Origin of the sequence: Streptomyces sp. H27-H5, from assembly GCF_026627505.1 — a bacterium.
Taxonomy (GTDB): domain Bacteria; phylum Actinomycetota; class Actinomycetes; order Streptomycetales; family Streptomycetaceae; genus Streptomyces.
Genome location: NZ_JAPNLK010000059.1, coordinates 12,388 through 37,610 on the forward strand (window position 1 = coordinate 12,388; position 25,223 = coordinate 37,610).

Annotated in this window: 19 protein-coding genes and 2 pseudogenes; 6 read left to right on the plus strand and 15 right to left on the minus strand. The window is 73.0% G+C overall.

Annotated elements, in window-relative coordinates; all coding sequences use genetic code 11:
* Nucleotides 1-9: 9 nt before the first annotated feature.
* Nucleotides 10-1,254, plus strand: coding sequence for a hypothetical protein (locus OTB19_RS26710; RefSeq protein ID WP_267801044.1), 1,245 nt, complete (start codon nucleotides 10-12; stop codon nucleotides 1,252-1,254).
* Here the strand turns inward: OTB19_RS26710 and OTB19_RS26715 are convergent.
* The 4 genes from OTB19_RS26715 to OTB19_RS26730 form a co-directional block, all read right to left on the minus strand.
* Nucleotides 1,175-2,965 carry an ABC transporter ATP-binding protein gene (locus OTB19_RS26715; RefSeq protein WP_267801045.1) on the minus strand — a complete coding sequence of 597 codons (1,791 nt, stop codon included), beginning with the start codon at nucleotides 2,963-2,965 and terminating at the stop codon, nucleotides 1,175-1,177. The genes OTB19_RS26710 and OTB19_RS26715 overlap by 80 nt on opposite strands.
* Nucleotides 2,962-4,788, minus strand: a complete 1,827-nt coding sequence (locus tag OTB19_RS26720) for an ABC transporter ATP-binding protein (protein ID WP_267801046.1) — start codon at nucleotides 4,786-4,788, stop codon at nucleotides 2,962-2,964. The genes OTB19_RS26715 and OTB19_RS26720 overlap by 4 nt, the downstream gene beginning before the upstream one ends.
* A 148-nt stretch (nucleotides 4,789-4,936) precedes the next feature.
* Nucleotides 4,937-7,873: an FAD-binding and (Fe-S)-binding domain-containing protein gene (locus OTB19_RS26725; protein WP_267801047.1), complete on the minus strand. Its 2,937-nt coding sequence runs from the start codon at nucleotides 7,871-7,873 to the stop codon at nucleotides 4,937-4,939.
* 29 nt (nucleotides 7,874-7,902) lie between these two features.
* On the minus strand, nucleotides 7,903-8,373 hold the full coding sequence (locus OTB19_RS26730) for a MarR family winged helix-turn-helix transcriptional regulator (protein WP_267801048.1): 471 nt from the start codon (nucleotides 8,371-8,373) through the stop codon (nucleotides 7,903-7,905).
* A 99-nt stretch (nucleotides 8,374-8,472) separates the two neighbouring features.
* Between OTB19_RS26730 and OTB19_RS26735 the strand changes: the two genes are divergently transcribed.
* From OTB19_RS26735 to OTB19_RS26745, 3 genes are all read left to right on the plus strand, one after another.
* Nucleotides 8,473-10,404 (plus strand): ABC transporter ATP-binding protein, encoded by a 1,932-nt coding sequence (locus OTB19_RS26735; protein ID WP_267801049.1) that lies wholly within the window; start codon nucleotides 8,473-8,475, stop codon nucleotides 10,402-10,404.
* A gap of 63 nt (nucleotides 10,405-10,467) precedes the next feature.
* A complete protein-coding gene (gene mltG / locus OTB19_RS26740) occupies nucleotides 10,468-11,340 on the plus strand; it encodes an endolytic transglycosylase MltG (protein ID WP_267801050.1) in 873 nt (290 codons plus the stop codon).
* 7 nt (nucleotides 11,341-11,347) lie between these two features.
* The gene (locus OTB19_RS26745; RefSeq protein ID WP_267801051.1) at nucleotides 11,348-11,644 is read left to right on the plus strand and encodes a hypothetical protein; all 297 of its coding nucleotides are present in this window, start codon (nucleotides 11,348-11,350) and stop codon (nucleotides 11,642-11,644) included.
* A 46-nt stretch (nucleotides 11,645-11,690) separates the two neighbouring features.
* Here the strand turns inward: OTB19_RS26745 and OTB19_RS26750 are convergent, their stop codons facing one another.
* From OTB19_RS26750 to OTB19_RS26800, 11 genes and pseudogenes are all read right to left on the minus strand, one after another.
* On the minus strand, nucleotides 11,691-12,779 hold the full coding sequence (locus OTB19_RS26750) for an FAD-dependent oxidoreductase (RefSeq protein ID WP_267801052.1): 1,089 nt from the start codon (nucleotides 12,777-12,779) through the stop codon (nucleotides 11,691-11,693).
* Between the two features lie 99 nt (nucleotides 12,780-12,878).
* Nucleotides 12,879-13,942, minus strand: a pseudogene (locus OTB19_RS26755) (LLM class flavin-dependent oxidoreductase); the annotation flags it as partial.
* A pseudogene (locus tag OTB19_RS26760) lies at nucleotides 13,942-14,154 on the minus strand (ABC transporter substrate-binding protein); the annotation flags it as partial. The pseudogenes OTB19_RS26760 and OTB19_RS26755, both read right to left, overlap by 1 nt.
* Nucleotides 14,155-14,199: 45 nt before the next feature.
* Nucleotides 14,200-14,445, minus strand: coding sequence for a hypothetical protein (locus OTB19_RS26765; RefSeq protein ID WP_267801053.1), 246 nt, complete (start codon nucleotides 14,443-14,445; stop codon nucleotides 14,200-14,202).
* A gap of 124 nt (nucleotides 14,446-14,569) precedes the next feature.
* Nucleotides 14,570-15,247 carry an HAD family hydrolase gene (locus tag OTB19_RS26770; protein WP_267801054.1) on the minus strand — a complete coding sequence of 226 codons (678 nt, stop codon included), beginning with the start codon at nucleotides 15,245-15,247 and terminating at the stop codon, nucleotides 14,570-14,572.
* A 46-nt stretch (nucleotides 15,248-15,293) separates the two neighbouring features.
* Nucleotides 15,294-15,773 carry an Lrp/AsnC family transcriptional regulator gene (locus tag OTB19_RS26775; protein ID WP_267801055.1) on the minus strand — a complete coding sequence of 160 codons (480 nt, stop codon included), beginning with the start codon at nucleotides 15,771-15,773 and terminating at the stop codon, nucleotides 15,294-15,296.
* 43 nt (nucleotides 15,774-15,816) lie between these two features.
* Nucleotides 15,817-16,602, minus strand: coding sequence for a DUF1295 domain-containing protein (locus OTB19_RS26780; RefSeq protein ID WP_267801056.1), 786 nt, complete (start codon nucleotides 16,600-16,602; stop codon nucleotides 15,817-15,819).
* Nucleotides 16,599-17,807: an SAM-dependent methyltransferase gene (locus OTB19_RS26785; RefSeq protein ID WP_267801075.1), complete on the minus strand. Its 1,209-nt coding sequence runs from the start codon at nucleotides 17,805-17,807 to the stop codon at nucleotides 16,599-16,601. Before OTB19_RS26785 ends, OTB19_RS26780 begins: the two co-directional genes overlap by 4 nt.
* Nucleotides 17,808-17,812: 5 nt before the next feature.
* A complete protein-coding gene (locus OTB19_RS26790; protein WP_267801057.1) occupies nucleotides 17,813-18,547 on the minus strand; it encodes a DUF1365 domain-containing protein in 735 nt (244 codons plus the stop codon).
* Nucleotides 18,544-19,833: an NAD(P)/FAD-dependent oxidoreductase gene (locus OTB19_RS26795; RefSeq protein WP_267801058.1), complete on the minus strand. Its 1,290-nt coding sequence runs from the start codon at nucleotides 19,831-19,833 to the stop codon at nucleotides 18,544-18,546. The genes OTB19_RS26790 and OTB19_RS26795 overlap by 4 nt, the downstream gene beginning before the upstream one ends.
* Nucleotides 19,830-21,920 (minus strand): MMPL family transporter, encoded by a 2,091-nt coding sequence (locus OTB19_RS26800; protein ID WP_267801059.1) that lies wholly within the window; start codon nucleotides 21,918-21,920, stop codon nucleotides 19,830-19,832. Before OTB19_RS26800 ends, OTB19_RS26795 begins: the two co-directional genes overlap by 4 nt.
* A 228-nt stretch (nucleotides 21,921-22,148) precedes the next feature.
* Here OTB19_RS26800 and OTB19_RS26805 point away from each other — a divergent pair, with 228 nt between their 5' ends.
* Both OTB19_RS26805 and OTB19_RS26810 read left to right on the plus strand, forming a co-directional pair.
* Entirely contained in the window at nucleotides 22,149-23,801 is a 1,653-nt protein-coding gene (locus tag OTB19_RS26805) for an SDR family oxidoreductase (RefSeq protein ID WP_267801060.1), read from the plus strand.
* Nucleotides 23,802-23,818: 17 nt separating this feature from the next.
* Nucleotides 23,819-25,192, plus strand: coding sequence for a cryptochrome/photolyase family protein (locus OTB19_RS26810; protein ID WP_267801061.1), 1,374 nt, complete (start codon nucleotides 23,819-23,821; stop codon nucleotides 25,190-25,192).
* Nucleotides 25,193-25,223: the final 31 nt, after the last annotated feature.

Below are 25,223 nucleotides of genomic sequence, written 5' to 3' on the forward strand. Positions count from 1 at the left end.
GGCATCCAGGTGCTGGACTCGCTCCCGGGTCCGGGCGAGTCCCCGTCCCCCTGGTCGGCCACCACCGACGTCAAGGGACTCGGCCCCCTGGGGATGTCCGTCGGCCGCTCGCAGAACCGGCCCGTCTACTGGCTCGGCGCCTCCGTCCACCGGGTACCGCTGCCCGCCGGGTACACGTCGGGCGGCGTGGAGGCCGTCAACCGGTTCGGCGCGATGGTCGGATGGCTTCGCGGTACGGACAAGCCCCCGGTCGCCTTCCGGTACGTGCCAGGAGCGAAGGCGGTCGCCCTCCTGCCCGGCGGGGAGCGGGCGAGCGACATCAACGACACGGGGCACATCGTCGGCGAGCGGCACAGCGACCCCTGGCACGTGGTGGGCGAGGAATGGGTGGGCACCACCGTCCGCCGCGAGCTGGCCCTGCCCCCGCAGATCACCGGGCCGGCCGAGATCACCGGCATCAACAACGCCGGCCGGATCGTGGGACGCGGCACCGGGGTGATGGACGCGGAGTACTGGTACGAGACCGGACTCGTGTGGGCGGCCGACAAGGCCGCGCCCGCGCAGGAGCTCCAGCCGTTCCACCCGGGCGACACCTACAGCAGCTACCGGCCGCAGGACATCGACGAGAAGGGCCGGATCTCCGGCACCTACGAGTTCTCGCGCATCATCGTCTCCAACGGCGTCGTCTGGAAGCCGCCGTACACGGAGGTGACCACGGTCGCGAACCTCGGTGAGCGCACCCAGGGCACCTTCGAGGACGTCAGCCCGACCACCGGCGTCAGCGTCGGCACCGCCTCGGACTCGACGATGGTCGGCCCCTTCCCGCCCGAGACGGCTCCGCCGTACCAGGCCACCCTGTGGAAGGGCGCCGGGCCCACCCTCGCCCTGCCCTGCCCCGCCTCGCGGAGACGGGCCACAGCGGAGCTTTCACCGTCTCCGACGACGACCAGGTCGGCGGGTACGCCGTCGAAGCAGGCCCACGCACCGACCCCCACACCGGCACGCGCGACGCCGCTGCGCACGACACCCACACGCCCTGCACCGGCCCCCGCACCGGCACCCTCACGGCCCGACCCGTCACCCTCACGGCTCGGGCCGGCCGGTCGCGGGTCGACCGACCGGCCCGCACCACGTACGCCGTGGTTCCACTCCGGAGCCACGGCGCACGCACGGGTCAGCCGTGCCAGGAGCGCCACAGCGCGGCGTACGCGCCGTCGGCCGCGACCAGCTCGTCGTGCGAACCGAGCTCGCTGATCCGGCCCTCCTCGACCACCGCGATCACATCCGCGTCGTGCGCGGTGTGCAGCCGGTGGGCGATCGCGATGACCGTACGGCCGTCCAACACCCGGGCCAGCGAACGCTCCAGATGCCGGGCGGCACGCGGATCCAGCAACGAGGTCGCCTCGTCCAGCACCAGGGTGTGCGGGTCCGCCAACACCAGCCGGGCCAGCGCGACCTGCTGCGCCTGCGCGGGCGTCAGCGTCGTCGCCCCCGAACCCACCTCGGTGTCCAGCCCGGACTCCATGGCCCGGGCCCAGCCGTCCGCGTCCACCGCGCCCAGCGCCGCCCACAGTTCGGCGTCGTCCGCGCCCGTCCGCGCCAACCGCAGGTTGTCCCGCAGCGAGCCTACGAACACGTGGTGCTCCTGGTTGACCAGCGCCACGTGCTCGCGCACCCGCTCGGCGGGCATCCGCGACAGCCGCGCCCCACCGAGGGTGACCTCCCCCGCCCGTGGCGCGTAGATGCCGGCGAGCAGCCGGCCCAGGGTGGACTTGCCGGCGCCCGAAGGGCCGACCAGCGCCATGCGGGTGCCCGGCGGCACGGCCATCGACACCCGGTGCAGGACGTCCACGCCCTCGCGGTAGCCGAAGTGGACCTCGTCCGCCCGGACGGCCCGGCCCTCCGGGGACACCGCCGAGTCACCGGCGTCCGGCTCGATCTCGCGCACGCCCACCAGACGGGCCAGCGACACCTGCGCCACCTGCAACTCGTCGTACCAGCGCAGGATCAGGCCGATCGGGTCGACCATCATCTGGGCCAGCAGCGCGCCCGTCGTCAACTGCCCGACCGACATCCAGCCCCGCAGCACGCAGTAGCCGCCGATCATCAGCACGGAGCCGAGGATCGTCACGTAGGTCACGTAGGTCACGTTGATGACGGGGAAGAGGACCGTCCGCAGGAACAGCGTGTACCGCTCCCACGCCGTCCACTCCTTGATCCGGCGATCCGACATCGTGATCCGACGGTTCCCGAGACGGTGCGCCTCGATGGTCCGGCCCGCGTCCACCGTCTCGGTGAGCGCCGCCGCGACCGCCGCGTACCCGGCCGACTCCGACCGGTACGCCGAAGGGGCCCGCCGGAAGTACCAGCGGCAGCCGATCACCAGGATCGGCAGGGCCACCAACGCCGCCAACGCCAGCGGCGGCGCGGTCACGGCCAGCGCCCCGAAGAGCAGCCCCGCCCACACCACGCCGATGGCCAGCTGTGGCACGGCCTCGCGCATCGCGTTGCCGAGACGGTCGATGTCGGTGGTGATCCGCGACAGCAGGTCACCGGTACCGGCCCGCTCCAGCACGCCCGGCGGCAGACCGACGGAGCGCACCAGGAAGTCCTCGCGCAGGTCGGCCAGCATTTCCTCGCCGAGCATCGCCCCGCGCAACCGGACCTGCCGCACGAAGAGGGTCTGTACGACGAGCGCCCCCGCGAACAGCAGGGTCACGGTGCCCAGACGCAGCTCGCGGACCCCGGCCGCGAGATCGTCCACGACCCGACCCAGCAGGTACGGGCCGACCATGGACGCGACCACCGCGACCGCGTTGACCGTCACCAGGAGCACGAAGGCCCGCCGGTGGCGCCGGAACAGGCCGCGCACATAGTCCCGAACGGTCGCGGACGTGCCCACGGGCAGCGTCGCGGCCGTTTCGGGGGCTGCCGGATCGTAGTCCGGCGGCGCCACGCCGATCATGCGGATTCCTCGATCTCTGTGAGTGATTCTGCGACGCGCGCCAGTTCCAGGCCCGCCGCCCGCTGTTCCTCTTCGGTCTCGCGGGTGACGACGGCCCGGTAGCGCGGTTCGCCGTGCAGCAGTTCGCGGTGCGTGCCGGCTGGCAGGGCGGTTCCCTCGTGCACGAGCACCACCCGGTCGGCGCGGTCCAGCAACAGGGGAGAGGAGGCCAGGACCACCGTGGTGCGCCCCGCGCGCAGGGCCGCGATGCCGTCCGCGATCCGTGCCTCGGTGTGTGAGTCGACGGCCGAGGTCGGCTCGTCCAACACCAACACCTCCGGGTCGGTGACCAGGGACCGGGCCAGGGCCAGCCGTTGACGCTGCCCCCCGGACAGCGAACGGCCGCGCTCGGTGATCCGCGCGTCCATGGCGTCCTCGACCCCGTCGGGCGCCGACTGGAGCAGCGCGTCCAGCACGTCGGCGCACTGGGCGGCCACCAGCGCGTCCGAGGGCGTCACCGCTCCGGACGCCGGTACGTCGAACAGCTCGCGCAGGGTCCCGGACAGCAGCACCGGGTCCTTGTCCTGTACGAGGACCAGCGTGCGGGCGGTGTCCAGCGCGAGTTCGTCCAACGCGACCCCGCCCAACAGCACCGGGGGCCCGTCGGCGGCGTCGTCCGTCGGATGGCCGCCGAGCCGTTCCGCGAGCCGGCCCGCGAGGTCCGGGTCGCCGCACACGACGGCGGTGAACTGCCCGGCCGGGACCAACAGACCCGTCTCCGGGTCGTACAGGTCCCCGCCCGGGGCCGGGGCCTCGGGAGCGGTCCGCGCCTCGGGCTCGTCCGCGTCGGTCCGGGTCAGCTTCAGCACCCGGGCCGCCCGTTTGGCGGAGGGCCGCGAGAACGAGTACGCCATGGCGATCTCCTCCACGCTCCGCAGGGGGTAGAGCAGCAGGGACACCGCGCTGAAGACCGCGACGAGTTCGCCGACGTCGAGCCGACCGTCCAGGACGAGCGAGGAGCCGTACCAGACCACGGTGATCATCAGCAGGCCCGGCAGGAACACCTGGATCGACGAGATCACCGCCCACATCCGGGCACTGCGCACGGCGGCCTCGCGCACCTCCTGGGAGGCGGCGCGGTAGCGGCCGAGGAAGAGCTCCTCGCCGCCGATCCCGCGCAGGACGCGCAGGCCCGCCACGGTGTCCGAGGCCAGCTCGGTCGCCTTGCCCGCCTTCTCGCGCTGGACGTCGGCGCGTCGGGTGGCCCGGGGGAGCAGCGGCAGGGAGGAGAGGGCCAGCAGCGGCATGCCCACGGCCACGACCACGCCGAGGGACGGCGCGTACCAGACGAGGCCCACGCAGACGAGCACGATCGCCACGGCCGCGGCGAGGAAGCGCGAGACCGCCTCGACGAACCAGCCGATCTTCTCGACGTCGCCGGTGGACACGGCGACGACCTCGCCGGCCGCCACCCGCCGGGTCAGGGCGGAGCCCAACTCCGCGGTCTTGCGGGCCAGGAGCTGCTGCACGCGGGCGGCAGCGGTGATCCAATTGGTGACGGCCGTCCGGTGCAGCATCGCGTCGCCGAGCGAGATCGCGACGCCGAGCACCGCGATCAACGCCCCGACGAGCAGCAGCCGTCGGCCGTCGCGGTCCACGACCGCCTCGACGCCGAACCCCACCGCGAAGGGCAGCCCCGCGATACCCATGTGGTGCAACAGCCCCCAGCACAGGCTTTTGGCCTGTCCGCCGAGTTGGTTGCGGCCCAGCCACACGAGGAAGCGAGGGCCGGAGCGAGCGTCGGGTACCCCTGGGTCCGGATACGGAAGATCGCTGATCTGCATGACGCCCCATGACTGGTCGAGTGGTTCAAACCACACAAGGTTCGTCTTCCGGACCGCCCAGGGGCAATCGGTTTTCCGCGGGCGACGGAGCGCGGCGCCGTGCAGCGCGGACCCGGCGCGGGGCGTCCGGCCTGGTCGTGGATGGGGATCAGGGGCGCGTGGCGCGCTCCAGTTCGAGCAGGGCCGAACGGTAGGAGCGGCCGGTGGCCTGATCCATCCCCACCTCGCACATCCGGTTCGCCGACAGGTGGACGTCGAAGGCGCGCGCGGTGACCTCCGCCGCCTCGCGGGCCGTGGCCGACGCGGTCAGCTCCGGGTGCAGCATGCCCCGGTCGCCGGCGAAGGCGCAGCAGCCCGCGTCGTCCGGGACCACCACCTCGTCGGCGCAGGCCTCGGCGACGGCCGGGAGCCGGTCCGTGTCACCCAGATGCTCCATCGAGCACGTCGGGTGCAACACCGCCGAGCCGACGGTGCGCAGGATCTCCAGGCGCGGCAGCAGCTCATCGGCCGCCCAGACGACGGAGTCGACGACGCGCAGTTCCGCGTGCAGGGCCCGGTTGTCGTCCGTCAGGTAGGGGACCACCTCCTGCGCGATGCCCAGGGTGCAGGAGGAGGCGTCGACCACCAGCGGCAGCCGACCGCCCGCGGTCCAGCCCCAGGCCGACTCCACCATCCTGTTGGCCATCACCCGGTTCCCGGCGTCGTAGCCCTTGGAGTGCCAGATCGTCGCGCAACAGGTGCTGGCCACGTCGCGGGGGATCCACACCGGCAGCCCGGCCCGCTCCGACAGGGCCACCACGGCCTCGGGGAGGGAGGGCCCGGGCTCGCCCTCGGGGCCGCCGAAGATCCGGTTGACGCAGGCCGGGTAGTACACCGCGACGGCTCCCACCCGCAGGGTGTCGGGCAGTGCGCGGGCCGCGGCGCCGGGGAGCCGCGGCAGCCACTCCGGCACCAGATCGGGGCTCACCACCTTGCGCGCGGCGCCCGTCACGGCCCGCAGGAACCGGTCGCCGCCCCGCTGCGAGATCGTGTCGGCGGCGGCCACGGCCAGTCGGGCGGCCGACTCGACCGTACGGAACCGCCGGGCGGTCAGCTCGGCGACGCGCTCCTCGCGCGGACCGTGCCGTCGGTGGCGGAAGTCCTTCATCAGCGCGCCGGTGTCGATGCCGACGGGGCAGGCGAGCTTGCAGGTGGAATCGCCCGCGCAGGTGTCGACGGCGTCGTAGCCGTAGGCGTCGAGCAGCCCTTCGAGCACGGGCGAGCCGGGCGGCTGGCGCATCATCTCGCGGCGCAGCACGATCCGTTGCCGCGGCGTGGTCGTCACGTCCTCGCTGGGACAGGTCGGTTCGCAGAAGCCGCACTCGATGCACGGGTCGGCCACCGCCTCCACCCGCGGAATGGTCTTCAGTCCGCGCAGGTGGGCCCGCGGGTCACGGTCGAGCAGGACGCGCGGCGCCAGCACCAGGTCGGGGTCGATGATCCGCTTGGTGCGCCACATCAGTTCGGTGGCCTCGGGGCCCCATTCCAGTTCCAGGAAGGGGGCCATGTTGCGGCCGGTGGAGTGCTCGGCCTTCAGCGAGCCGTCGAAGCGCTCGACGGTGAGCCGGCAGAACGCGTCCATGAAGGCCGCGTACCGTGCCACGTCCGCCGGGAGGGCCGCGTCGAACGCGAGCAGGAAGTGCAGGTTGCCGTGCGCGGCGTGACCGGCCACGGCGGCGTCGAAGCCGTGTTCCGCCTGGAGGGCGAGGAGGGCCTCGCAGGCCTCGGCGAGCCGGCCCGGCGGGACGGCGAAGTCCTCGGTGATCAGGGTGGTTCCGGGCGCGCGGGCCCCGCCGACGGCGGTGACGAAGGCCTTGCGGGCCTTCCAGTACCCGGAGATGGTGCCACGGTCGCGGGTGAAGGCGTTCGTCACCGAGGCGACCGGGGCGACCAGTTCCAACCGCGCGAGCACCGCGGCCGCGCGCCGCTCGCAGTCGACCCGGCCCGCCTCGTCCGGGGCGCGGAACTCCACCAGCAGGGCGGTGGTGTCCTTCGGGAGGTCGGCCCAGTCCGCGGGCACCCCCGCGACACTGACCGAGGCCCGGAGGGTGTTGCCGTCCATCACCTCGACGGCGATCGCCCCGGCCTCGTTGAAGAGGGGTACGGCGGCGGCCGCGGCGGGCAGGGACGGGAAGAACAGCAGGGCGCTCGTCAGCTCGCGGTCCAGGGGGAGGGTGTCGAAGACGACCTCCGAGATGAAGCCGAGGGTGCCCTCGGACCCCACCATCAGGCCGCGCAGGATCTCGACGGGGGTGGTGCCGTCGAGGTAGGCGTCGAGCCGGTAGCCGGTGGTGTTCTTGATCTCGTGCTTGGCGCGGATCCGGGCGACCAGGGCGGGGTTCGCCTCGATCTCCCCCTTGATGTCCATCAGCCCGCGGCACAGGCTCGGTTCGGCGCGCGCCAGTTCCTCATCGGCGAGCGGGTCGGCCGTGTCCACGACGGTGCCGGTGGGCAGCACCAGGGTGAGGGAGGACAGGGTGCGGTAGGAGTTCCGGGTAATTCCCGCCGTCATGCCGGACGCGTTGTTCGCCACGACCCCGCCCAGCGTGCAGGCGATGGCGCTCGCCGGGTCGGGTCCCAGGATCCGGCCGTGGCGGGCGAGTGCGGCATTGGCCCGCAGCACGGTGGTGCCGGGCCGGATCCGCGCCCGCAGACCGCCGTCGAGCACCTCGACGCCGGACCAGTGGCGGCGCACGTCGACCAGGATGTCCTCGCCCTGGGCCTGCCCGTTGAGCGAGGTCCCGGCGGCGCGGAAGACCACCTCGCGCTGCTTGCCGTGAGCGTACGAGAGCACGGCGGAGACGTCGTCGATGTCCTCGGCGACCACCACGACCCGGGGCACGAACCGGTACGGGGACGCGTCCGAGGCGTACCGGACCAGATCGGAGACCTTCCACAGCACCTTCTCGGCGCCGAGTAGCTCCGACAGGTCGTCGCGCAGCGCCTCCGGGGTCCCGCCCGCCCGATGGTCCGACACCCGATCGGGCGAAGGGGCGCCGACGTCGCGCGGCCGCAGGGTTCCGGGCTTCGGCTCCAGCAGCGGCATGGCGGCGACCCCTCGACTCGGCGGCGATCTCAGCAGGCGGGCTCCGCCGGGGCGTCCGCCAGAGCGTTGAGCAGGCCACCGAGCACCCTGCGCTGTTCGGCGGTCAATGGAGCCAGGATCTCCTCTGCCGCGTCGGTTCGCGCGTTGCGCAGCCGGCGCAGCGTGGCGCGGCCGGTGTCGGTCAGCTCGATCCGGATCACCCGGCGGTTCGCCGGGTCGGGCGCGCGGCGTACGCACTCGGCCGCCTCCAGCCCGTCGACCAGCGTGGTGACGGCGCGGGGGACCACTTCCAGGCGCGCGGCCAGATCCGCCATGCGGGGCGGTTCCGTGCCGTCGTAATGCGAGACCAGCCGCAGCAGCCTTGACTGGGCGGGAGTGATCCCGAGGGGTTCGAGATGGCGCTTCTGGATGCGGTGCAGCCGGCGGGTCAGGCGGAGCAGTTGCTCGGCGAGTACCCCGTCCGTGCTGTCCGTGCTGTCGGCTTCGGGAGCGGTGCTCATGCTGCGGTCCTCATAATGGGAAGAGTATAGGGACCAGATTCATTGTGAGTATAGGTAACAATGAGCTATGCTCATGCGAGTCTCGTCAGAAGGAGGCCCATGCGCCCCAAAGAGCCCGAGTGGTCCCCATCGAAAGAAGCCCTCGACCCCGACCGACCCGCCCCCGCGGACCAGCCCCGGGAGCTGCGCCGCATCGTTTCCCTCTTCCGGCCGTACCGCGGCCGGCTCGCCGTCGTCGGCGCGCTCGTCGGCGCCTCCTCCCTCGTCGGCGTCGCCTCGCCGTTCCTGCTGAGGGAGATCCTCGACGTCGCGATCCCCCAGGGCCGGACCGGACTGCTGAGCCTGCTGGCGCTCGGCATGATCCTCACCGCGGTCGTCACCAGCGTCTTCGGCGTGCTCCAGACCCTCATATCCACCACGGTCGGCCAGCGCGTCATGCACGACCTGCGCACCGCCGTGTACGCCCAGCTCCAGCGGATGCCGTTGGCCTTCTTCACCCGCACCCGCACCGGCGAGGTGCAGTCCCGCATCGCCAACGACATCGGCGGCATGCAGGCCACCGTCACCTCCACCGCCACCTCCCTCGTCTCGAACCTGACGGCCGTGATCGCCTCGGTCGTGGCCATGCTCGCCCTGGACTGGCGTCTGACGCTCGTCTCGCTCCTGCTGCTCCCCGTCTTCGTGTGGATCAGCCGGCGGGTGGGCCGTGAGCGCAAGCGGATCACGATGCAGCGGCAGAAGCAGATGGCCTCCATGGCGGCGACGGTCACGGAATCGCTCTCGGTCAGCGGCATCCTGCTCGGCCGGACCATGGGGCGCGCCGACTCGCTGACCCGTTCCTTCTCGGAGGAGTCCGAGAAGCTGGTCGGCCTCGAAGTGCGCTCCAGCATGGCCGGGCGCTGGCGGATGTCCACCATCGGCATCGTCATGGCCGCCATGCCCGCGCTCATCTACTGGGCGGCGGGCATCGCGCTGCAGACCGGCTCCCCGTCGCTGTCCGTCGGTACCCTCGTCGCCTTCGTCACCCTTCAGCAGGGCCTGTTCCGGCCCGCCGTGAGCCTGCTGTCGACCGGTGTGCAGATCCAGACCTCGCTCGCGCTGTTCGCCCGGATCTTCGAGTACCTCGACCTGCCGGTGGACATCACCGAGCGCCCCGACGCCGTACGACTGGAGCGCGCCAAGGGCGAGGTCCGGCTGGAGGACGTGCACTTCGCGTACGAGGCCAAGAACGGCCCCACCCTGTCGGCGATCGACATCACCGTGCCGGCCGGCGGCTCCCTCGCGGTGGTCGGTCCGACCGGTTCGGGCAAGAGCACCCTGAGCTACCTGGTGCCCCGGCTCTACGACGTGACCGGCGGGCGGGTCGTCCTCGACGGAGTGGACGTACGCGACCTGGACTTCGACTCGCTGGCCCGGTCCATAGGCGTGGTCTCCCAGGAGACCTACCTCTTCCACGCCTCGGTCGCCGACAACCTGCGCTTCGCCAAGCCGGACGCCACCGATGAGGAGATCGTCGAGGCGGCCCGCGCGGCCCAGATCCACGAACACATCGATTCGCTGCCCGACGGATACGACACCCTGGTCGGCGAACGCGGCTACCGCTTCTCGGGCGGCGAGAAACAGCGCCTGGCCATCGCCCGGACGATCCTGCGCGACCCGCCGGTCCTGATCCTCGACGAGGCGACCAGCGCGCTCGACACCCGCACGGAGCACGCGGTGCAGCGAGCCATCGACAACCTCTCCGCGGGTCGCACCACCATCACCATCGCCCACCGCCTGTCCACCGTTCGCGACGCCGACCAGATCGTGGTCCTGGACGCCGGTCGGATCGCCGAGCGCGGAACGCACGAGGAACTGCTGCAGGCCGACGGCCGGTACGCCGCGCTCGTCCGGCGCGACCGGGACGCCGCGGTGCTGCCGGAGGGTGCCGTGAACGAGAAGGCCGTGAACGAGATGGCCAAGGGTGAGACCGTCAAGGCGGCCAAGGGTGAGACGTTCGGCGATGCCGTACCGACCCCGGTAAACGTGTGATCATATGATCGGAATGTGGAGGAGATGACGGAAATGCCGCAGTTCGCGGGTTAACGTGCCCGCATGCGTCATGAAGATCTGCCGCCACAGCGCCACCCCCGGCTCACCCGCCGGGGCAGGCTGGCGCTCCTCTTCGGCACGCTGCTCGGACTCGGGACCGCAGTCCTGATTCCGCTGCTGCCGAGCGAGAAAGCGCCGGAGAAACCACGCCAGTTGCTGATCCCCGAAGGCTGGCGGGCCCCACAGGTCTACGCCGCCGTGGACAGCGCGCTCAAACTCCCGTCGGGATCCACGAAGTCGGCGGTCGCCACGGCCGGCCTGACCCTCCCCCCGGAGGCGAAGGGCAACCCGGAGGGCTACCTCTTCCCGGCGACGTACCCGGTGACCTCGAAGTCCACCCCGGCGTCGGTACTCGCGTACATGGTGCGCACGGCGAGCGGGAAGTTGGCCACCAAGGCCGTCACGGACGGCGCCAAGTCCCACGGGATGACCCCTTACCAGACGACCACCCTCGCCAGCATCATCGAGGCGGAGGCCGACACGCGCGCCGACATGGGCAAGGTCGCGCGCGTGGTCCACAATCGGCTGGCGAAGTCGATGCCGCTCCAGATGGACTCCACCATCAACTACGCGCTGAACCGCAACACGGTGGACACCAAGCTGAGCGAGACGAAGATCGACAGCCCTTTCAACACGTACGAACGTCAGGGCCTGCCGCCCACGCCGATCGACAGCCCCGGACTGGAGGCGATGGCGGCGGCCGTCGCCCCGACCCCCGGGGACTGGCTGTTCTTCGTCACGGTGAAGCCGGGGGACACCCGCTTCTCGGCGACGTACGAGGAGCACAAGAAGCACGTGGCGGACTTCAACAGGCTGCGCGCGCAGGCGGGCGCCGCCCGCGCCGAGGCAGGACCCCCCGGCCACCAGGAGCCGTGATCCCCGCGTGCTCGAACGGGAGCGGTTGTCGCCGGGCGTCGTGGCGGCGGCGCTGAGCGTGTGGTCCGTGCGTGTCCTCGGCACCGCACGCCGGTGGAGGCCTTGGGAGGCCGAGTTCACCTGCCCGTGCTGCGGCGAGGGGTGGGCCCGGGACACGCTGCACGAGGCACTGTTCTTGCTGCCGCCGAAGGCCGCCCGCGAACTCCGGGCGCGGGTAGAGGACTTGGACGCGGCGTTGCTCGCGCGCACGCACCACGAGCCCGCGGCCGATCCGGAGTCGGCGTGGTGGCACCGGAGGTGCTGACCGGTTCATCACCGCTGACAGGGTCGCCGTGGCCGGCGGGGGCCGGTCAGGCGCGGCCCGCTTCGGCGGTTTCGCGGGTGAGGAGGCGGCGGATCTCGCGGACCGCCGCGCCGCCGGCCCGGTTCGCCCCGATGGTCGACGCCGACGGGCCGTAGCCGACGAGGTGGATCCGTTCGTCGCGGACCGCCCTGGTGCCCTCGACGCGGATCCCGCCGCCCGGCTCGCGCAGGTGCAGCGGCGCCAGGTGGTCGACAGCGGCCCGGAAGCCGGTCGCCCAGAGGATCACGTCGGCGTCGACGTGTCGCCCGTCCGCCCACGTCACCCCGGTCGGGGTGATCACGTCGAACACGGGGCGGCGGTCCAGGACGCCGGAGTCGAGCCCCGCCCGGACGGCGTCGGTCGGTGCCAGGCCCGTCACACTGACCACGCTCTGCGGCGGCAGGCCCCGCCTGACCCGGTCCTCCACCAGCGCCACCGCCGCCCGGCCGGCGGACTCGCCGAAGTCGCGGTCGCGGAACACCGGCGGCCGGCGGGTCACCCACGTGGTCTCCGCCGCCACCTCCGACACCTCCAGGAGGTGTTGTACGGCCGAGGTTCCGCCGCCCACGACGACGACCCGGGCCCCCGCGAACTCCTGCGGCCCCGGATAGTTCGCGGTGTGCAGCTGACGACCGCGGAAGGTCTCCTGGCCCGGGTAGCGGGGCCAGAACGGCCGGTCCCAGGTGCCGGTCGCGTTGATCAGGGCCCGCGGCGCCCAACTGCCCGCCCCGGACTCCACCAGCAGCCGTCCGGCGGACCCCTCGCGTACGGCGGTCACGTCCACGGGCCGGCGCACGCGTATCCCGAAGCGCTCCTCGTACGCCGCGAAGTACTCCCCGATGACCTCGGAGGAAGGCCGCAACGGGTCCGCGTCCGTCAGCTCCATGCCGGGCAGCGCGTGCATGCCGTGCACCTTGCCGTAGGTGAGGGACGGCCAGCGGAACTGCCAGGCTCCCCCCGGTCGCGGCGCGTGGTCCAGGACCACGTGGTCGATGCCCGCGCGGGCCAGGTGGTACGCGCCGGACAGGCCCGCCTGCCCCGCGCCGACGACCACCACGTCGACCGCCGCCGCTTCCCGCTCCCTGAGTTCGTTCACGCTTCCACCAACCCGTGGCGGCGCGGGGATCTTCCCGACGTGCCGCGGGGGACCCGCCGGCCGGCGCGGCGGGTCCTCGTCCCCCGGCCCCGGTCAGGGGGCGAGCAGCCCGCGGGCCGCGAGTTCCGGGGTCACGCACTCCCCGAACCAGTAGGCCTCCTCCAGGTGGGGATAGCCCGACAGGACGAAGTGCTCGATCCGGTCCGCCACGTCGCCGTGGCTGCCGACCAGGGCGGTACCCGCGCCGCCCCGGACCAGGCCCACGCCCGCCCACAGGTTCGGCGCGATCTCCAGCTTGTCGCGCGAGCCGCCGTGCAGGGCGAGCATCCGCTGCCGGCCCACCGACTCGCTCGCGCCGAGCAGTGACTGCGCCGTCGCGATGGACGCGTCGTCCAGGTCGCCCAGCAGCCGGTCCGCGGCGCCCCAGGCCTCCTTGCGGAGTCCCGGGAGATGGTGTGCAGCCGGATGCCGAACCGGACGGTACGCCCCCGCTCCTCGGCCAGCGAGCGGATCCAGTCGATCTTCTCCTTCACCTGTTGCGGGGGTTCGCCCCAGGTCAGGTACCCGTCCGCGTGCTCGGCGGCGACCGGCCCGGCCGCCGCCGAGGAACCGCCGAAGAAGATCTCCGGCAGCGGGTCCGGCGGCACCGCCGTCAGCCCGCCGTCGATCCGGTAGTGCTCGCCCCGGAAGTCGTACGGCTGCCCGCCCCAGACCCCCCGGACGACCGACAGGAACTCGGTCGTCCGCTCGTACCGCCGATCGTGGTCCAGATGGTCACCGAAGCGCCGCTGCTCCGCGGAGTCCCCGCCCGTCACCACGTTGAGCAGCAGTCGCCCCCGGGTGATCCGCTGGTACGTCGCGGCCATCTGCGCGGCGAGCGTCGGCGAGATCACCCCGGGTCGGAAGGCCACCAGGAACTTCAGGCGTTCCGTGTGCTGCGCGAGCGCCACCGTGGTCAACCAGGCGTCCTCGCACCAGGTGCCGGTCGGGGTCAGGACCGCCTCGAAGCCTAGGCGCTCGGCGGCCTTGGCGATCTGCGCCAGATACTCGATGTCGGGCTCGCGCACCCCGGTGGCGGCGTGGTTCTGCGCGTAGGCGTGCCGATCGACCAGGGTGCGGCCGTCGCCGCCCGTCGGCAGGAACCAGTGCAACCGGACGGTCATCAGGAGTCCTTACCGTAGCTGCGGGCGGCGGTGGTGGAGGGCGTCAGATCGCGGTTGAAGCGGGTGTCCACGAAGTCCTTGAAGACGACCTTGCCGGGGATCAGCTTCAGTTCGGTGAAGGTGTCGGCGATCTTCTGTTCGGAGGCGACCGCCGCGTCGTCGACGGCGACCGTGACCCGGGTGCCGGTGCCGCGCTTGACGGCGTCGAAGGCGCGCGGCCCCTGTCTGGTCCGATCCCACGGTGCTCACCCCTCCCGTCAGCCGTCGATCGCGTCGTGCGACGCCGACGCCTCGCGGCCGACGGGCCCGCCGAGGGTGCCCTGCAACCCGAGGGCCTGCTCCTCGGCGACGGCCTGCGCGAGGCTCTCGTGCAGCCCGCTCACGGAGGTGATGCGCTCCGTCGGGGCGGGCGCCGCGTTGGCCGCGCCGACCGCCGTGATCGCGATGCCCGCGGCCAGCACGATCGCGGCGCCGCCGGCCGCCAGCTTCCTGTTCGTCTTCATGGGCCTCTCCCGGTGTGGGGCGGCGGAGGTTCCACCGCTGTCCTGTACCGGCACGACCGTAGGCGGGCGTTCGGCCCCGAAGAGGCAGTTCCCAGGGGCAGTTGGAGCGTGCGGCCCCCGGCGATCAGGCGGCCCGGTGTTCGCCCAGCCACTCGTAGGCCGTGTCGGCGCTGAATTCGCCCCGGCCGCCGCGGAAGAGCAGCCCGGCCGTCGTGAAGGCCGGGTCCCCGGCGGCGATCGGCACATAGGGCACGGCCAGGCACTCCATCCCGGCGGCGTGCGCGGCCCGCACGCCGGGCGCCGCGTCCTCGACGACCACGCAATCGGCCGGTTCCGCGCCGAGCCGGCGGGCCGCCTCCAGGAACACGTCCGGGGCGGGCTTGCCGTGCGGCACCTCCTCGGCGGACACCACCGTCGTCAGCAGCGCGTCCAGCCCGGTCCCGGCCAGCACCGTGTCGATGGCCTCCCGAGAGGAACCGGAGGCGACCGCCATCGGGACGCCCTCGCAGTGCAGCCGCTCCACGAACTTGCGCATCTCGGGGAAGACCTCGGTCCGGGTGCGGGCCAGCTCCAGATAGGCGGCGTTCTGTTCCGCGAGGAGTTGTTCCACCGGGGCCCGCAGCGCGTGGCGCTCCTTGAGGATCTCCAGCGTCTCCATCGTGCCGATGCCGATGAAGTGCGCGTGCTGCTCCCAGGTGAAGTCGGGGATCCCGTGGTGCGCCAGGGTGCGGCGTCCGGACTCGTAGTAGTTCGGCTCGCTGTCCACGAGAGTGCCGTCGAGATCGAATATGACGGAGATCATCCGCTGTGCCCGTCCTGCCGGTCGTGTACGTTTCCCGACCATATTGTCAGGGTTTGCGAGCGGCTCGTCCCACGGCCTCCACCAGCGGCAACACTCGGTGTGCGACCCGTTCACGCAGCGCTACCTCCATCCGGGTGCGGACCACGCCCGGAAGCCGGATCAGGCGCTGGATGACGTCCTCCAGATGCCCGTTGTCCCGGGCCGCGACCCGGGTCAGCAGATCGCCGCCCCCGGTGATGGAGAAGGCCTCGATGATCTCCGGTACCGCCGACAGGGCGTCCCCGACCTCGTCCAGATGCCCCTGCGTGACCTCGATGTGGACGAAGGCCAGCACCGGATGACCCAGCGCGGCCGGCGACAGCACGGGGCCCGTGCCCGTGATCACCCCGGTGCGCTCCAGCCGGTCCAACCGGGCCTGGAGGGTGCCGCGCGCCACGCCGAGGAGCCGGGCGTACTCCCGGACGCTGGTGCGCGGCTGCTCGATCAGCAGGCGCAGGATTCGGGTGTCGAGCTCGTCCACCGCCATGCCGTGAGGGTATCCGGCCAGGGCGTGCCACGGGCTCGGACACTCAATCGGTGCGGCGGGGCGGCCATGGCAGGAAGCCGCTGGTCCGGGCCCGGTAGGCGGCGTATCCCGGGCGGTCCGCCATATGGCGTTCCAGGAGGCGTTTGCCGCTGCCCGCGATCAGCAGGTACGACATCACGAGCGGGCCGATCACCGACACGGCGAACGCCGGCCAGGTCCCCCACGCGGTCAGCGACAGGCCCCACCACACGCAGAAGTCGCCGAAGTAGTTCGGGTGCCGGGTCCACGACCACAGGCCTCGGTCCATGATCCGGCCCCGGTTCGCCGGATCCGCCTTGAACCGGGCCAGCTGGTGGTCGCCGACCGCCTCGAAGGTGATCCCGCACAGCCACAGCGCGGTGCCCGCCGCCATCGCGAGTGGCCCCGGGCCGCCGGTGGCGTACGGGCCCGCCTGGACCGGCAGGGAGACCAGCCACACCAGAGCCGCCTGCAGCAGGTACACCATGCGCAGCGCGTACAGGTGCGGGTTGCCGGGAGCCTTGGCCAGCATCCGCGCGTACCGCGGGTCCTCCCCGTGCCCGCGGCCCCGCCACGCGATGTGCCCGGCGAGACGCAGCCCCCACAGGACCGTCAGGGCGGCCGTGAGCGGCTGCCCGCCGTCCGACATCCCGTACGTGGCCACCGCCACGGCGGCGAACGCCAGGCCCCAGGCCACGTCGACCATCCGGTGCATCCCGCCCTGGACGCCCACCGCGAAGGTGATCAGCAGGACGGCGAGCGCCACGCCCGCCGAGACCGCCAGGTTGACCCCGAAGGCTCCCCAGTTCACGACGTGCCGCCGTCCGGGGCCGTCAGCAGGATCTGGTGCACGTCCAGGTAGCCCGACGCGAAGCCGGCCTCGCAGTACGCCAGGTAGAACGTCCACATCCGGCGGAACGTCTCGTCGAAGCCCAGCGCCTCGACCCGCTCGGCCCGCTCCGCGAACCGCTCCCGCCACAGCCGCAGGGTCTGCGCGTAGTGCGCCCCGTAGCCCTCGCAGCGCTCCACCCGCAGGCGGGTGTGCCTCCGGGCCATGTCCTGCACCACCCGCACCGACGGCAGCATGCCGCCCGGGAAGATGTACTTGTGGATCCAGGTGTGCGTGTCCTTCGTGGCCGGCATCCGCTCGTGCGGCATGGTGATCGCCTGGAGCGCCACCCGCGCGCCCGGGGCCGCCAGCCGGTCCAGCGCGGCGAAGTAGACCGGCCAGTACTCCGCGCCGACCGCCTCGATCATCTCCACGCTGACGATCGCGTCGTAACGGCCGGTTGCCTCACGGTAGTCACACAGCCGCACGTCGACCCGGTCCGTCAGTCCGGCCTCCGCGATCCGCTTCATCGCCAACTCCCGCTGCTCCCGGGAGAGGGTGAGCGTCACCACGCGGGCGCCGCGCGCGGCAGCCCGGATCGCGAGTTCGCCCCAGCCGGTGCCGATCTCCAGCAGCCGGGTGTCCGGGCCGACGGCCGCCATGTCCAACAGCATGTCGATCTTGCGGCGTTGGGCGTCGGCCAACTGCCCGGGACCGGCGGGCAGGGCGCGGAAAACGGCGGACGAGTAGGTCATCGTCGGGTCGAGGAACTCGGCGAACAGTTCGTTCGACAGGTCGTAGTGCCGTCGGATGTTGGTGCGGGAGCCGTCCGGGGTGTTGCGGTCGGTGTCCGGGTGCCGGGCCGCCCACAGGCCCCGCAGCCGCTGCAACGGCGCCGGGACCAGCCCCGCCACGTGCCCCGCCATCACGGTCAGCACCGCGACCGGATCGCGGGCGTCCCACTCCCCGGCGAGGTAGGACTCGCCGAAACCGATCAGGCCCTCCGCGGTGATCCGCCGCTCGAAGGCGGCCGGGTCGTACACCGCCATCGCCGGACCGCCCCGGCCGAGGAGTTCGCCGGGTCCCATCCGGACCTGGAGCGGCAGCCGGTCGAGGGCCCGCCGGATCAGCAGCCGCCCCACGGCCGCCCGCGTCCGGGGCAGCCTCGGCACCACCGGGAGCGTCATCGTGCTCACTTCACACCCTCCTGGGGTACGTGTCGGGGGCGCGGCCGCACCGGCAGACCGCGCAGCCACAGCCGGATGCCGTGGAAGCGGATGCCCACCGCCACCGCGGCGGTGGACCAGGGGTGGCGCAGCGACGCCCGTACGGCGCCCCACGCGCCGGCGGGCCGGCGCTCCCCCCGCACGGTCGCCGTCAGCCGGGCGCCGTCGGCCCCGCCGGACAGCTGCACCATCAGCGCCAGCCGGTCGTCCGGTTCGGGCAGCCGCATCCGGTAGCCGCCGTCCACGTCGAGGAAGGGGGAGACGTAGAACTCCTTCTCCGCCCGGGCCGTGCCCCGCGCGGCCTCCGGACCGAGCAGGTAGCAGTGCCGCTCCCCGTACGTGTTGTGCACCTCGGCGACCACGTGGCGCAGCTCCCCGCCGGGGCCGTGGCACCAGTACACCGAGATCGGGTTGAACACGTATCCGAACACGCGGGCGTGCGCGAGCATCGACACCCGTGAACCGGCGGGCAGCGCCGCGTCCTTCGAGACCAGGAAGCGATCGAGCCCGGCCCGGATCGTCGGCAGCCCGCCGCCGAAGTGGTCCCGCGCGTCGAAGCGGGCCAGGTGCCGCAACGGGCCCGGTAGCCGGGGGAGTTCGTCGAGGTCCACCAGCCACAGGTACGAGCGGTGGCGCAGACCGTACGAGCGCTCGCCGGCCCGCACGTGTCGTATGTCGGCCTCGTACAGGCGGGGTTTCACCACCTCACCCCCAGCGCCGCCGCCGCCTCCACGCCCGAGCGGCAGCCGTCCTCGTGGAACCCCCACCCGTGGTACGCGCCGGCGTAGGCCGTCACCGGACCCGAAAGCGCCGGCAACAGACGCTGGGCGGCCACCGACTCCGGCGTGTAGACCGGGTGTTCGTAGTCCATCTCGGCCAGGACCAGGTCCGGGCGGACCCGGTCGTCGGCGTTGAGCGTCACCACGTACGGCTCCGGCGCGTCCAGGCTCTGGAGCCGGTTCATGTCGTAGCAGCTGACCCGTACGTGACCGTCCTGGGGACGGCAGCCGGACAGCCGGTAGTTCCAGCAGCCGCGGGCCCCGGCCGCCCGCGGCAGCACCGAGGCGTCGGTGTGCAGCACGGTCCGGTTGCGGGAGTAGCCGAACGCGCCCAGCGCCTCGCGTTCGGCGTCCGAGGGGTCGGCCAGCAGGCGCAGCGCCTGATCGGCGTGGACGGCGACGACCACCGAGTCGTACCCCGTCGAGGTCCCGTCCGCGGTGGTGATCCGGGCGCCCTCCGCGGTGCGCTCCACAGCGCGTACGGGGGTGCCCACCCGGACCGCCCCAGTACCGAGCCGCTCCCGCAGCAGCTCCACGTAGCGGGCCGAACCTCCTTCGACCGTACGCCAGTTCGGTGAGCCGCTCACCGACAGCAGCCCGTGATGGGCGAGGAACCGGAACAGGTACCGGGCGGGGTAGCGCAGCGCGGTGTCCGGCGGGCAGGACCACACCGAGGCCACCAGCGGGATCGCGAAGTGCCCGGTGAAGTACGCGCCGAACCGGCCCTGTCGCAGGAACCGGGCCAGCGTGATCTCGGGTCCGGCCGACGGAGTCGCCAGCAGCCGCCGGGCCTGACGGTGGAAGGCCGGCACCTGGGCCAGCATCCGCAGGTACGCCAGGTTCGCGGCGGCCCGCGGCTGCGCGAACAGCCCGCGCGGACCGCGCGCCCCCGCGTACTCCAGCCCACAGCCCTCGCAGTGCACCGACAGGCTCATCGTCGTCGGTCGGGTGGCCACCCCCAACTCACCGAAGAGACGCAGCAGATGCGGGTAGGTGCGGTCGTTGTGCACGATGAACCCGGAGTCCACCGACCGGATCTCGCCGTCCGTCCCCTTCAGTTCATGGGTGTGGGCGTGCCCGCCCAGCCGGTCGTCGGCCTCGTACAGGGTCACCTCGTGGGAGCGTGCCAGCACGTATGCCGCCGTCAGCCCCGAGACACCCCCGCCGACCACGGCCGTACGCGGTCGTGATCGTCCTCGCTCGTTCATCGTGTTGCCTCCTTGACCGGTACTTCGGAGCCGGAGGGGTGCTCGGATGTGTCCCCGGGCGAACCGGGCCACCACGATTTCGGTCCGATGTCCCTGACCAGGGCCGGAACCAGCAGCGAACGCACGACGAGGGTGTCCAGCAGGACGCCGAAGGCCACGATGAACGCGATCTGCGCCAGGAACGCGAGCGGGATCACCCCCAGCGCGGCGAAGGTCGCCGCGAGGACCACGCCCGCCGAGGTGATCACCCCGCCGGTGGAGGTCAGACCGCGCCGGATGCCCTCGCGGTGACCGTGCGCCACGGTCTCCTCGCGAACCCGGGACATCAGGAAGATGTTGTAGTCCACGCCCAGCGCGACCAGGAAGACGGACCCGTACAACGGGACCGAGGCGTCCGTCCCGGTGAACCCGAACACGCCCCGGAAGACGAGGGCGGACACGCCGAGCGTGGCGAGGAAGTTCAGCGCGACCGTCGCCACGAGCAGCACGGGCATCACCAGCGAGCGCAGCAACCCCGCCAGGATCACCAGGATGATCCCGAGCACCACCGGCACGATCAGGGCGCGGTCGTGGGCCGCCGTCCGCTGGGTGTCGTACTGCTGGGCCGTGTACCCGCCGACCAGCGCGTCCGCGCCCGGAACCGCGTGCACGGCGGTCCGCAACCGGCCCACCGTCTCCTTGGCCGCGTCGCTGTCGGCCGCGTCGTCCAGCGTCGCGTCGATCCGGACCCGGCCGCCGGGCCCGGGGGCGCCCACCCGCGCCGCGTCGGCGACGCCCTCGGTGGCCCGCGCGGCCGCCGCCACCTCGGTGGCCCGGTCGGCGTCCGCGATCACCACGGCGGGGTTGCCCGCGCCGCCCGGGAAGTGCCGCCCCAGCGTGGCCTGCGCCGACACCGACGGGGCGTCGTTCACGAAGATCTCGTCGAGCGGCACCCCCTTGGAGACCAGCATCGGGGAGAAGGCCGCGCAGGCCAGCAGCCCGGCCAGGGTCACGGCCCACACCCGGCGCGGCGCCCGGTCCACCAGCGCCGCCACCCGGGTCCAGACGGGATGCGCGGCGTCGGAGGCCTTCGGGCGGGCCGGCCAGTAGGCGGCCCGCCCCGACAGGACCAGCGCGGCGGGCAGGAACGTCAACGCGGCGAGCACCGCGCAGCCGATGCCGATCGCCCCCACCGGACCCAACGCCCGGTTGTTGGTCAGGTCGCTCAGCAGGAGCGCCAACAGGCCCAGCGCGACGGTGGCCGCGCTCGCGACGACCGGCCCCAGCGTGCGCCGCCACGCGGCCCGCATCGCCACGAACCGGTCGGGCTCCGCCGCGAATTCCTCCCGGAACCGGGCCGTCAGCAGCAGCGCGTAGTCCGTCGCGGCACCGATGACCAGGATCGACAGGATGCCCTGCACCTGACCGTCCACCCGGACCAGCCCGCGATCGGCCAGCCCGTACACGATCGCGCAGGCCAGACCGAGGGCGAGCACCGCGCCGAAGACCACGATCAGGGGCAGCAGCACACTGCGGTAGACGACGAGCAGGATCACCAGGACCGTCGCCAGCGCCACCCCCAGCAGCAGCCCGTCGATGCCCGCGAAGGCGTCCCCGAGATCCGCCTGGGTCGCGGCCGGACCGGCGATCGACACCGTGGTGCCCGGCACCTTCCCGGCCGCCCCGCGCACCCGGTCCAGTACGTCCGTCAATCCGTCGCCGAGGTCCGGACGCAGCGGCACGACACCCCGCAGGGCCTGCCCGTCCCGCGAGGGAAGCGCCGGGGAGGGTGGGCCGGCGAGCCCCTCGCCCCCGGTCAGCGAGGCCAGCGCGGCGCTCGCGGCGCCCTGGCCGGCGGGGGTGATCCGCCCGCCGGCCGATGCGGTCCACACCACGATCGCGGGCAGCGACTCGGCCTGCCGCAGGACCCGCTGCGCCGCCACCACCCGGGTGGACTCGGCGCTGCGCGGCAGGAACGCGGCCTGATCGTTGGTGGCGACCTCGCCGAGCTTGCCCGCGTACGGGCCGAGCACCCCGCCGACGGCGAGCCAGCCGAGCAACAACAGGATCGCAATCGCCAGGCGGGTGATCCGCGGTGACGGGCGCATGGCACTCCCGGACAAGAGGTCAGTCTGTGCTGAGGTGGTGGACGGGCCTTCTGGATCACCTTTCGGCCGGGACACGTCATTCGGATGCGCCGATCGGGCGGTCGGCGCATCCGATCGCCGCGACCGGGCCGAATCCCCAGAGAGGTCACGCCCACGAGATCTCCCGGCATCCCAAGAGATCTTCCGTACGAGGTCCCCGACCGGGACCACCAGGAGCGGAGACACGTCATGACAAGCCTGCGATGTCTGGTCACCGGGGCCACCGGCTACATCGGCGGCCGGTTGGTGCCCGAGCTCCTCGACGCCGGCCACCAGGTCCGTTGCCTCGCCCGCTCCCCGGAGAAACTACGCGACCACCCCTGGGCCGGCCGGGCCGAGGTGGTGCGCGGAGACGTCGTCGACCCGCGCTCGGTGGGGGAGGCCCTGCGCGACATCGACGTGGCCTACTACCTCGTCCACTCCCTCGGCACCGGCTCCGGCTTCGAGGACCGGGACCGCGCCGCCGCCCGGATCTTCGCCGAGCAGGCCCACGCGGCAGGGGTCCGGCGGATCGTCTACCTGGGCGGGCTCACCCCCACCGGGGTCCCGGTCCGGGAACTCTCCACGCACCTGCGCTCCCGCGCCGAGGTCGGGGAGATCTTCCTGGCCTCCGCCGTCCCGGCCACCGTGCTGCGCGCCGCCGTCATCATCGGATCCGGCTCGGCCTCCTTCGAGATGCTGCGCTACCTCACCGAGCGGCTGCCCGTCATGGTCACCCCGAGCTGGGTCGGCACCCGCTGCCAGCCCATCGCCGTCCGTGACGTCCTGCGCTACCTCGTCGGCAGCGCCACGATGCCGCCCGAGGTCAGCCGGACCTTCGACATCGGCGGGCCGGACGTGGTCACGTACGAGGAGATGATGCGCCGCTACGCCTCCGTGGCGGAGCTCCCCAAACGGCTCATCCTGCGCGTCCCGATGCTCACCCCGCGACTGTCCAGCCACTGGATCGGGCTGGTCACCCCGGTGCCGCGGCGCCTCGCCCGACCGCTCGCCGAATCGCTGCGCCACGAGGTGGTGTGCGAGGAGCACGACATCGCCGAGTACGTCACCGACCCGCCGGGGACGCCGTTCGGCTTCGACCAGGCCCTCGCCCTGGCCCTCCAGCGCGTGCGCGACGCCAACGTGGTCACCCGCTGGTCCTCCGCCTCCCTGCCCGGCGCCCCCAGCGACCCGCTGCCCACCGACCCCGACTGGGCCGGCGGCAGCCTGTACGAGGACAACCGGGGACTGGACGTGGACGCCTCGCCGGCCGCGCTGTGGCGGGTGGTGGAGAGCATCGGCGGGGAGAACGGCTGGTACTCCTTCCCGCTGGCCTGGGCGGTGCGCGGCTGGCTCGACCGGCTCGTCGGCGGAGTCGGCATCCGGCGCGGCCGGCGCGACGCGTCCCATCTGCGGGTGGGCGACTCGCTCGACTTCTGGCGGGTGGAGGAGATCGAACCGGGCCGGCTGCTCCGGTTGCGCGCCGAGATGCGGCTGCCGGGGCTGGCCTGGCTGGAACTGCGCGCGGACCCCGACCCGGACACCCCTGCGGGTACCGGGTCCGACGCCGACCGGGAGCCGGGACGGACGGCCACGGCGACCGCGACGACCGGGACCGCGACGGGGGCGCGTTCCCGCTACCGGCAACGCGCCCTGTTCCACCCCCACGGACTGCTCGGGCACATGTACTGGTGGAGCATCTCCCCCTTCCACGCCGTGGTCTTCGGCGGCATGGCGCGCAACATCGCCCGGGCCGCCGAGCGGCAGCCCCCCACCCCGGCCGGACGACCGGCGGACGCGAACGCATCCGATCCGGCCCGAGCCGCCGAAGCACCCCACGACAACCGTCCCCCACGAACCTGACGCGGAGACGAGAACCCATGAACGTCGCGGTGGTCCTCTACACCTCGGACCTGCGCCTGCACGACCACCCGCCGCTGCGCGCGGCCATGTCCTCCTGCGACCGGGTCGTGCCGCTCTTCGTCCGCGACCGGGCCATCGAGGCGGCCGGTTTCACCGCGCCCAACCGGTCGGCCTTCCTGGCCGACTCCCTCGCCGCGTTGGACGCCGGACTGCGCGAACGCGGCGGACGCCTGGTGGTGCGCTCCGGCGAGGTCGTCGACCGGGTGTGCGCCGTCGTACGGGAGGCGGACGCCGACGAGGTCCACATGGCCGCCGGGGTCAGCGCGTACGCCCAGGCCCGAGAGGAACGGCTGCGCGCCGCCCTGGAGGCCGAGGGCCGGCGGCTGTACGTCCACGACGCGGTGATCACGGCGGTCGCCCCGGGAGCCGTGCGGCCCGCCGGCGGCGACCACTTCGCCGTCTTCACCCCCTACCTGCGCCGCTGGGCCGAACTGCCGCCGCGACCGCCGGCCCCGGCCCCCCGCACCGTCCGGGTCCCCGACGACGTCGACTCCGAGGCGCTGCCCGAGCGCACCGCCGTCACCGGGACCTCCCCGGGCCTCGCGCGCGGCGGCGAGCGCGAGGCCCGGCGGCTGTTCTCCGGCTGGCTGAACGACGGCATCGCCCGCTACGAGGACACCCACGACGACCTCGCCGGCGACGCCACCTCCCGGCTCTCCCCCCACCTGCACTTCGGCACGCTCTCGCCCGTCGAGGCCGTCCAACGCTCCCGCGCCGTCGGCGGGCCGGGCGCCGAGGCCTTCGTCCGGCAACTGTGCTGGCGCGACTTCCACCACCAGGTGCTGGCCGCCCGCCCCGCCGCGGCCGCCGAGGACTACCGCGCCCGCCGGGACCACTGGCGCACCGGCGCCGCCGCCGAGGAGGAGATCCAGGCCTGGAAGGAGGGCCGCACCGGCTATCCGGTGGTCGACGCGGCCATGCGCCAGCTCGCCCACGAGGGCTGGATGCACAACCGCGGCCGGCTCGTGGCCGCGAGCTTCCTCGCCAAGACCCTGTACGTGGACTGGCGGACCGGCGCCCGACACTTCCTCGACCTCCTCGTGGACGGGGACCTCGCCAACAACCAGCTCAACTGGCAGTGGGTGGCCGGCACGGGCACCGACACCCGACCCAACCGCGTCCTGAACCCGGTCCGCCAAGGCCTGCGCTACGACCCCGAGGGCGCCTACGTGCACCGCTGGGTCCCCGAGCTCGCCGACCTGCCCGCCCCCCGGGTCCACGAACCCTGGCGGTTGCCCGCCCCCGAACGGGCGCGCTTCGACTACCCGGACCCGCTGGTGGAGCTCGCGGACGCGCTCGGACGCTTCCGGGAAGGGCGCGGAATCGAATGACGGCCGACCCCCATGACCTCGTCGTATCGTG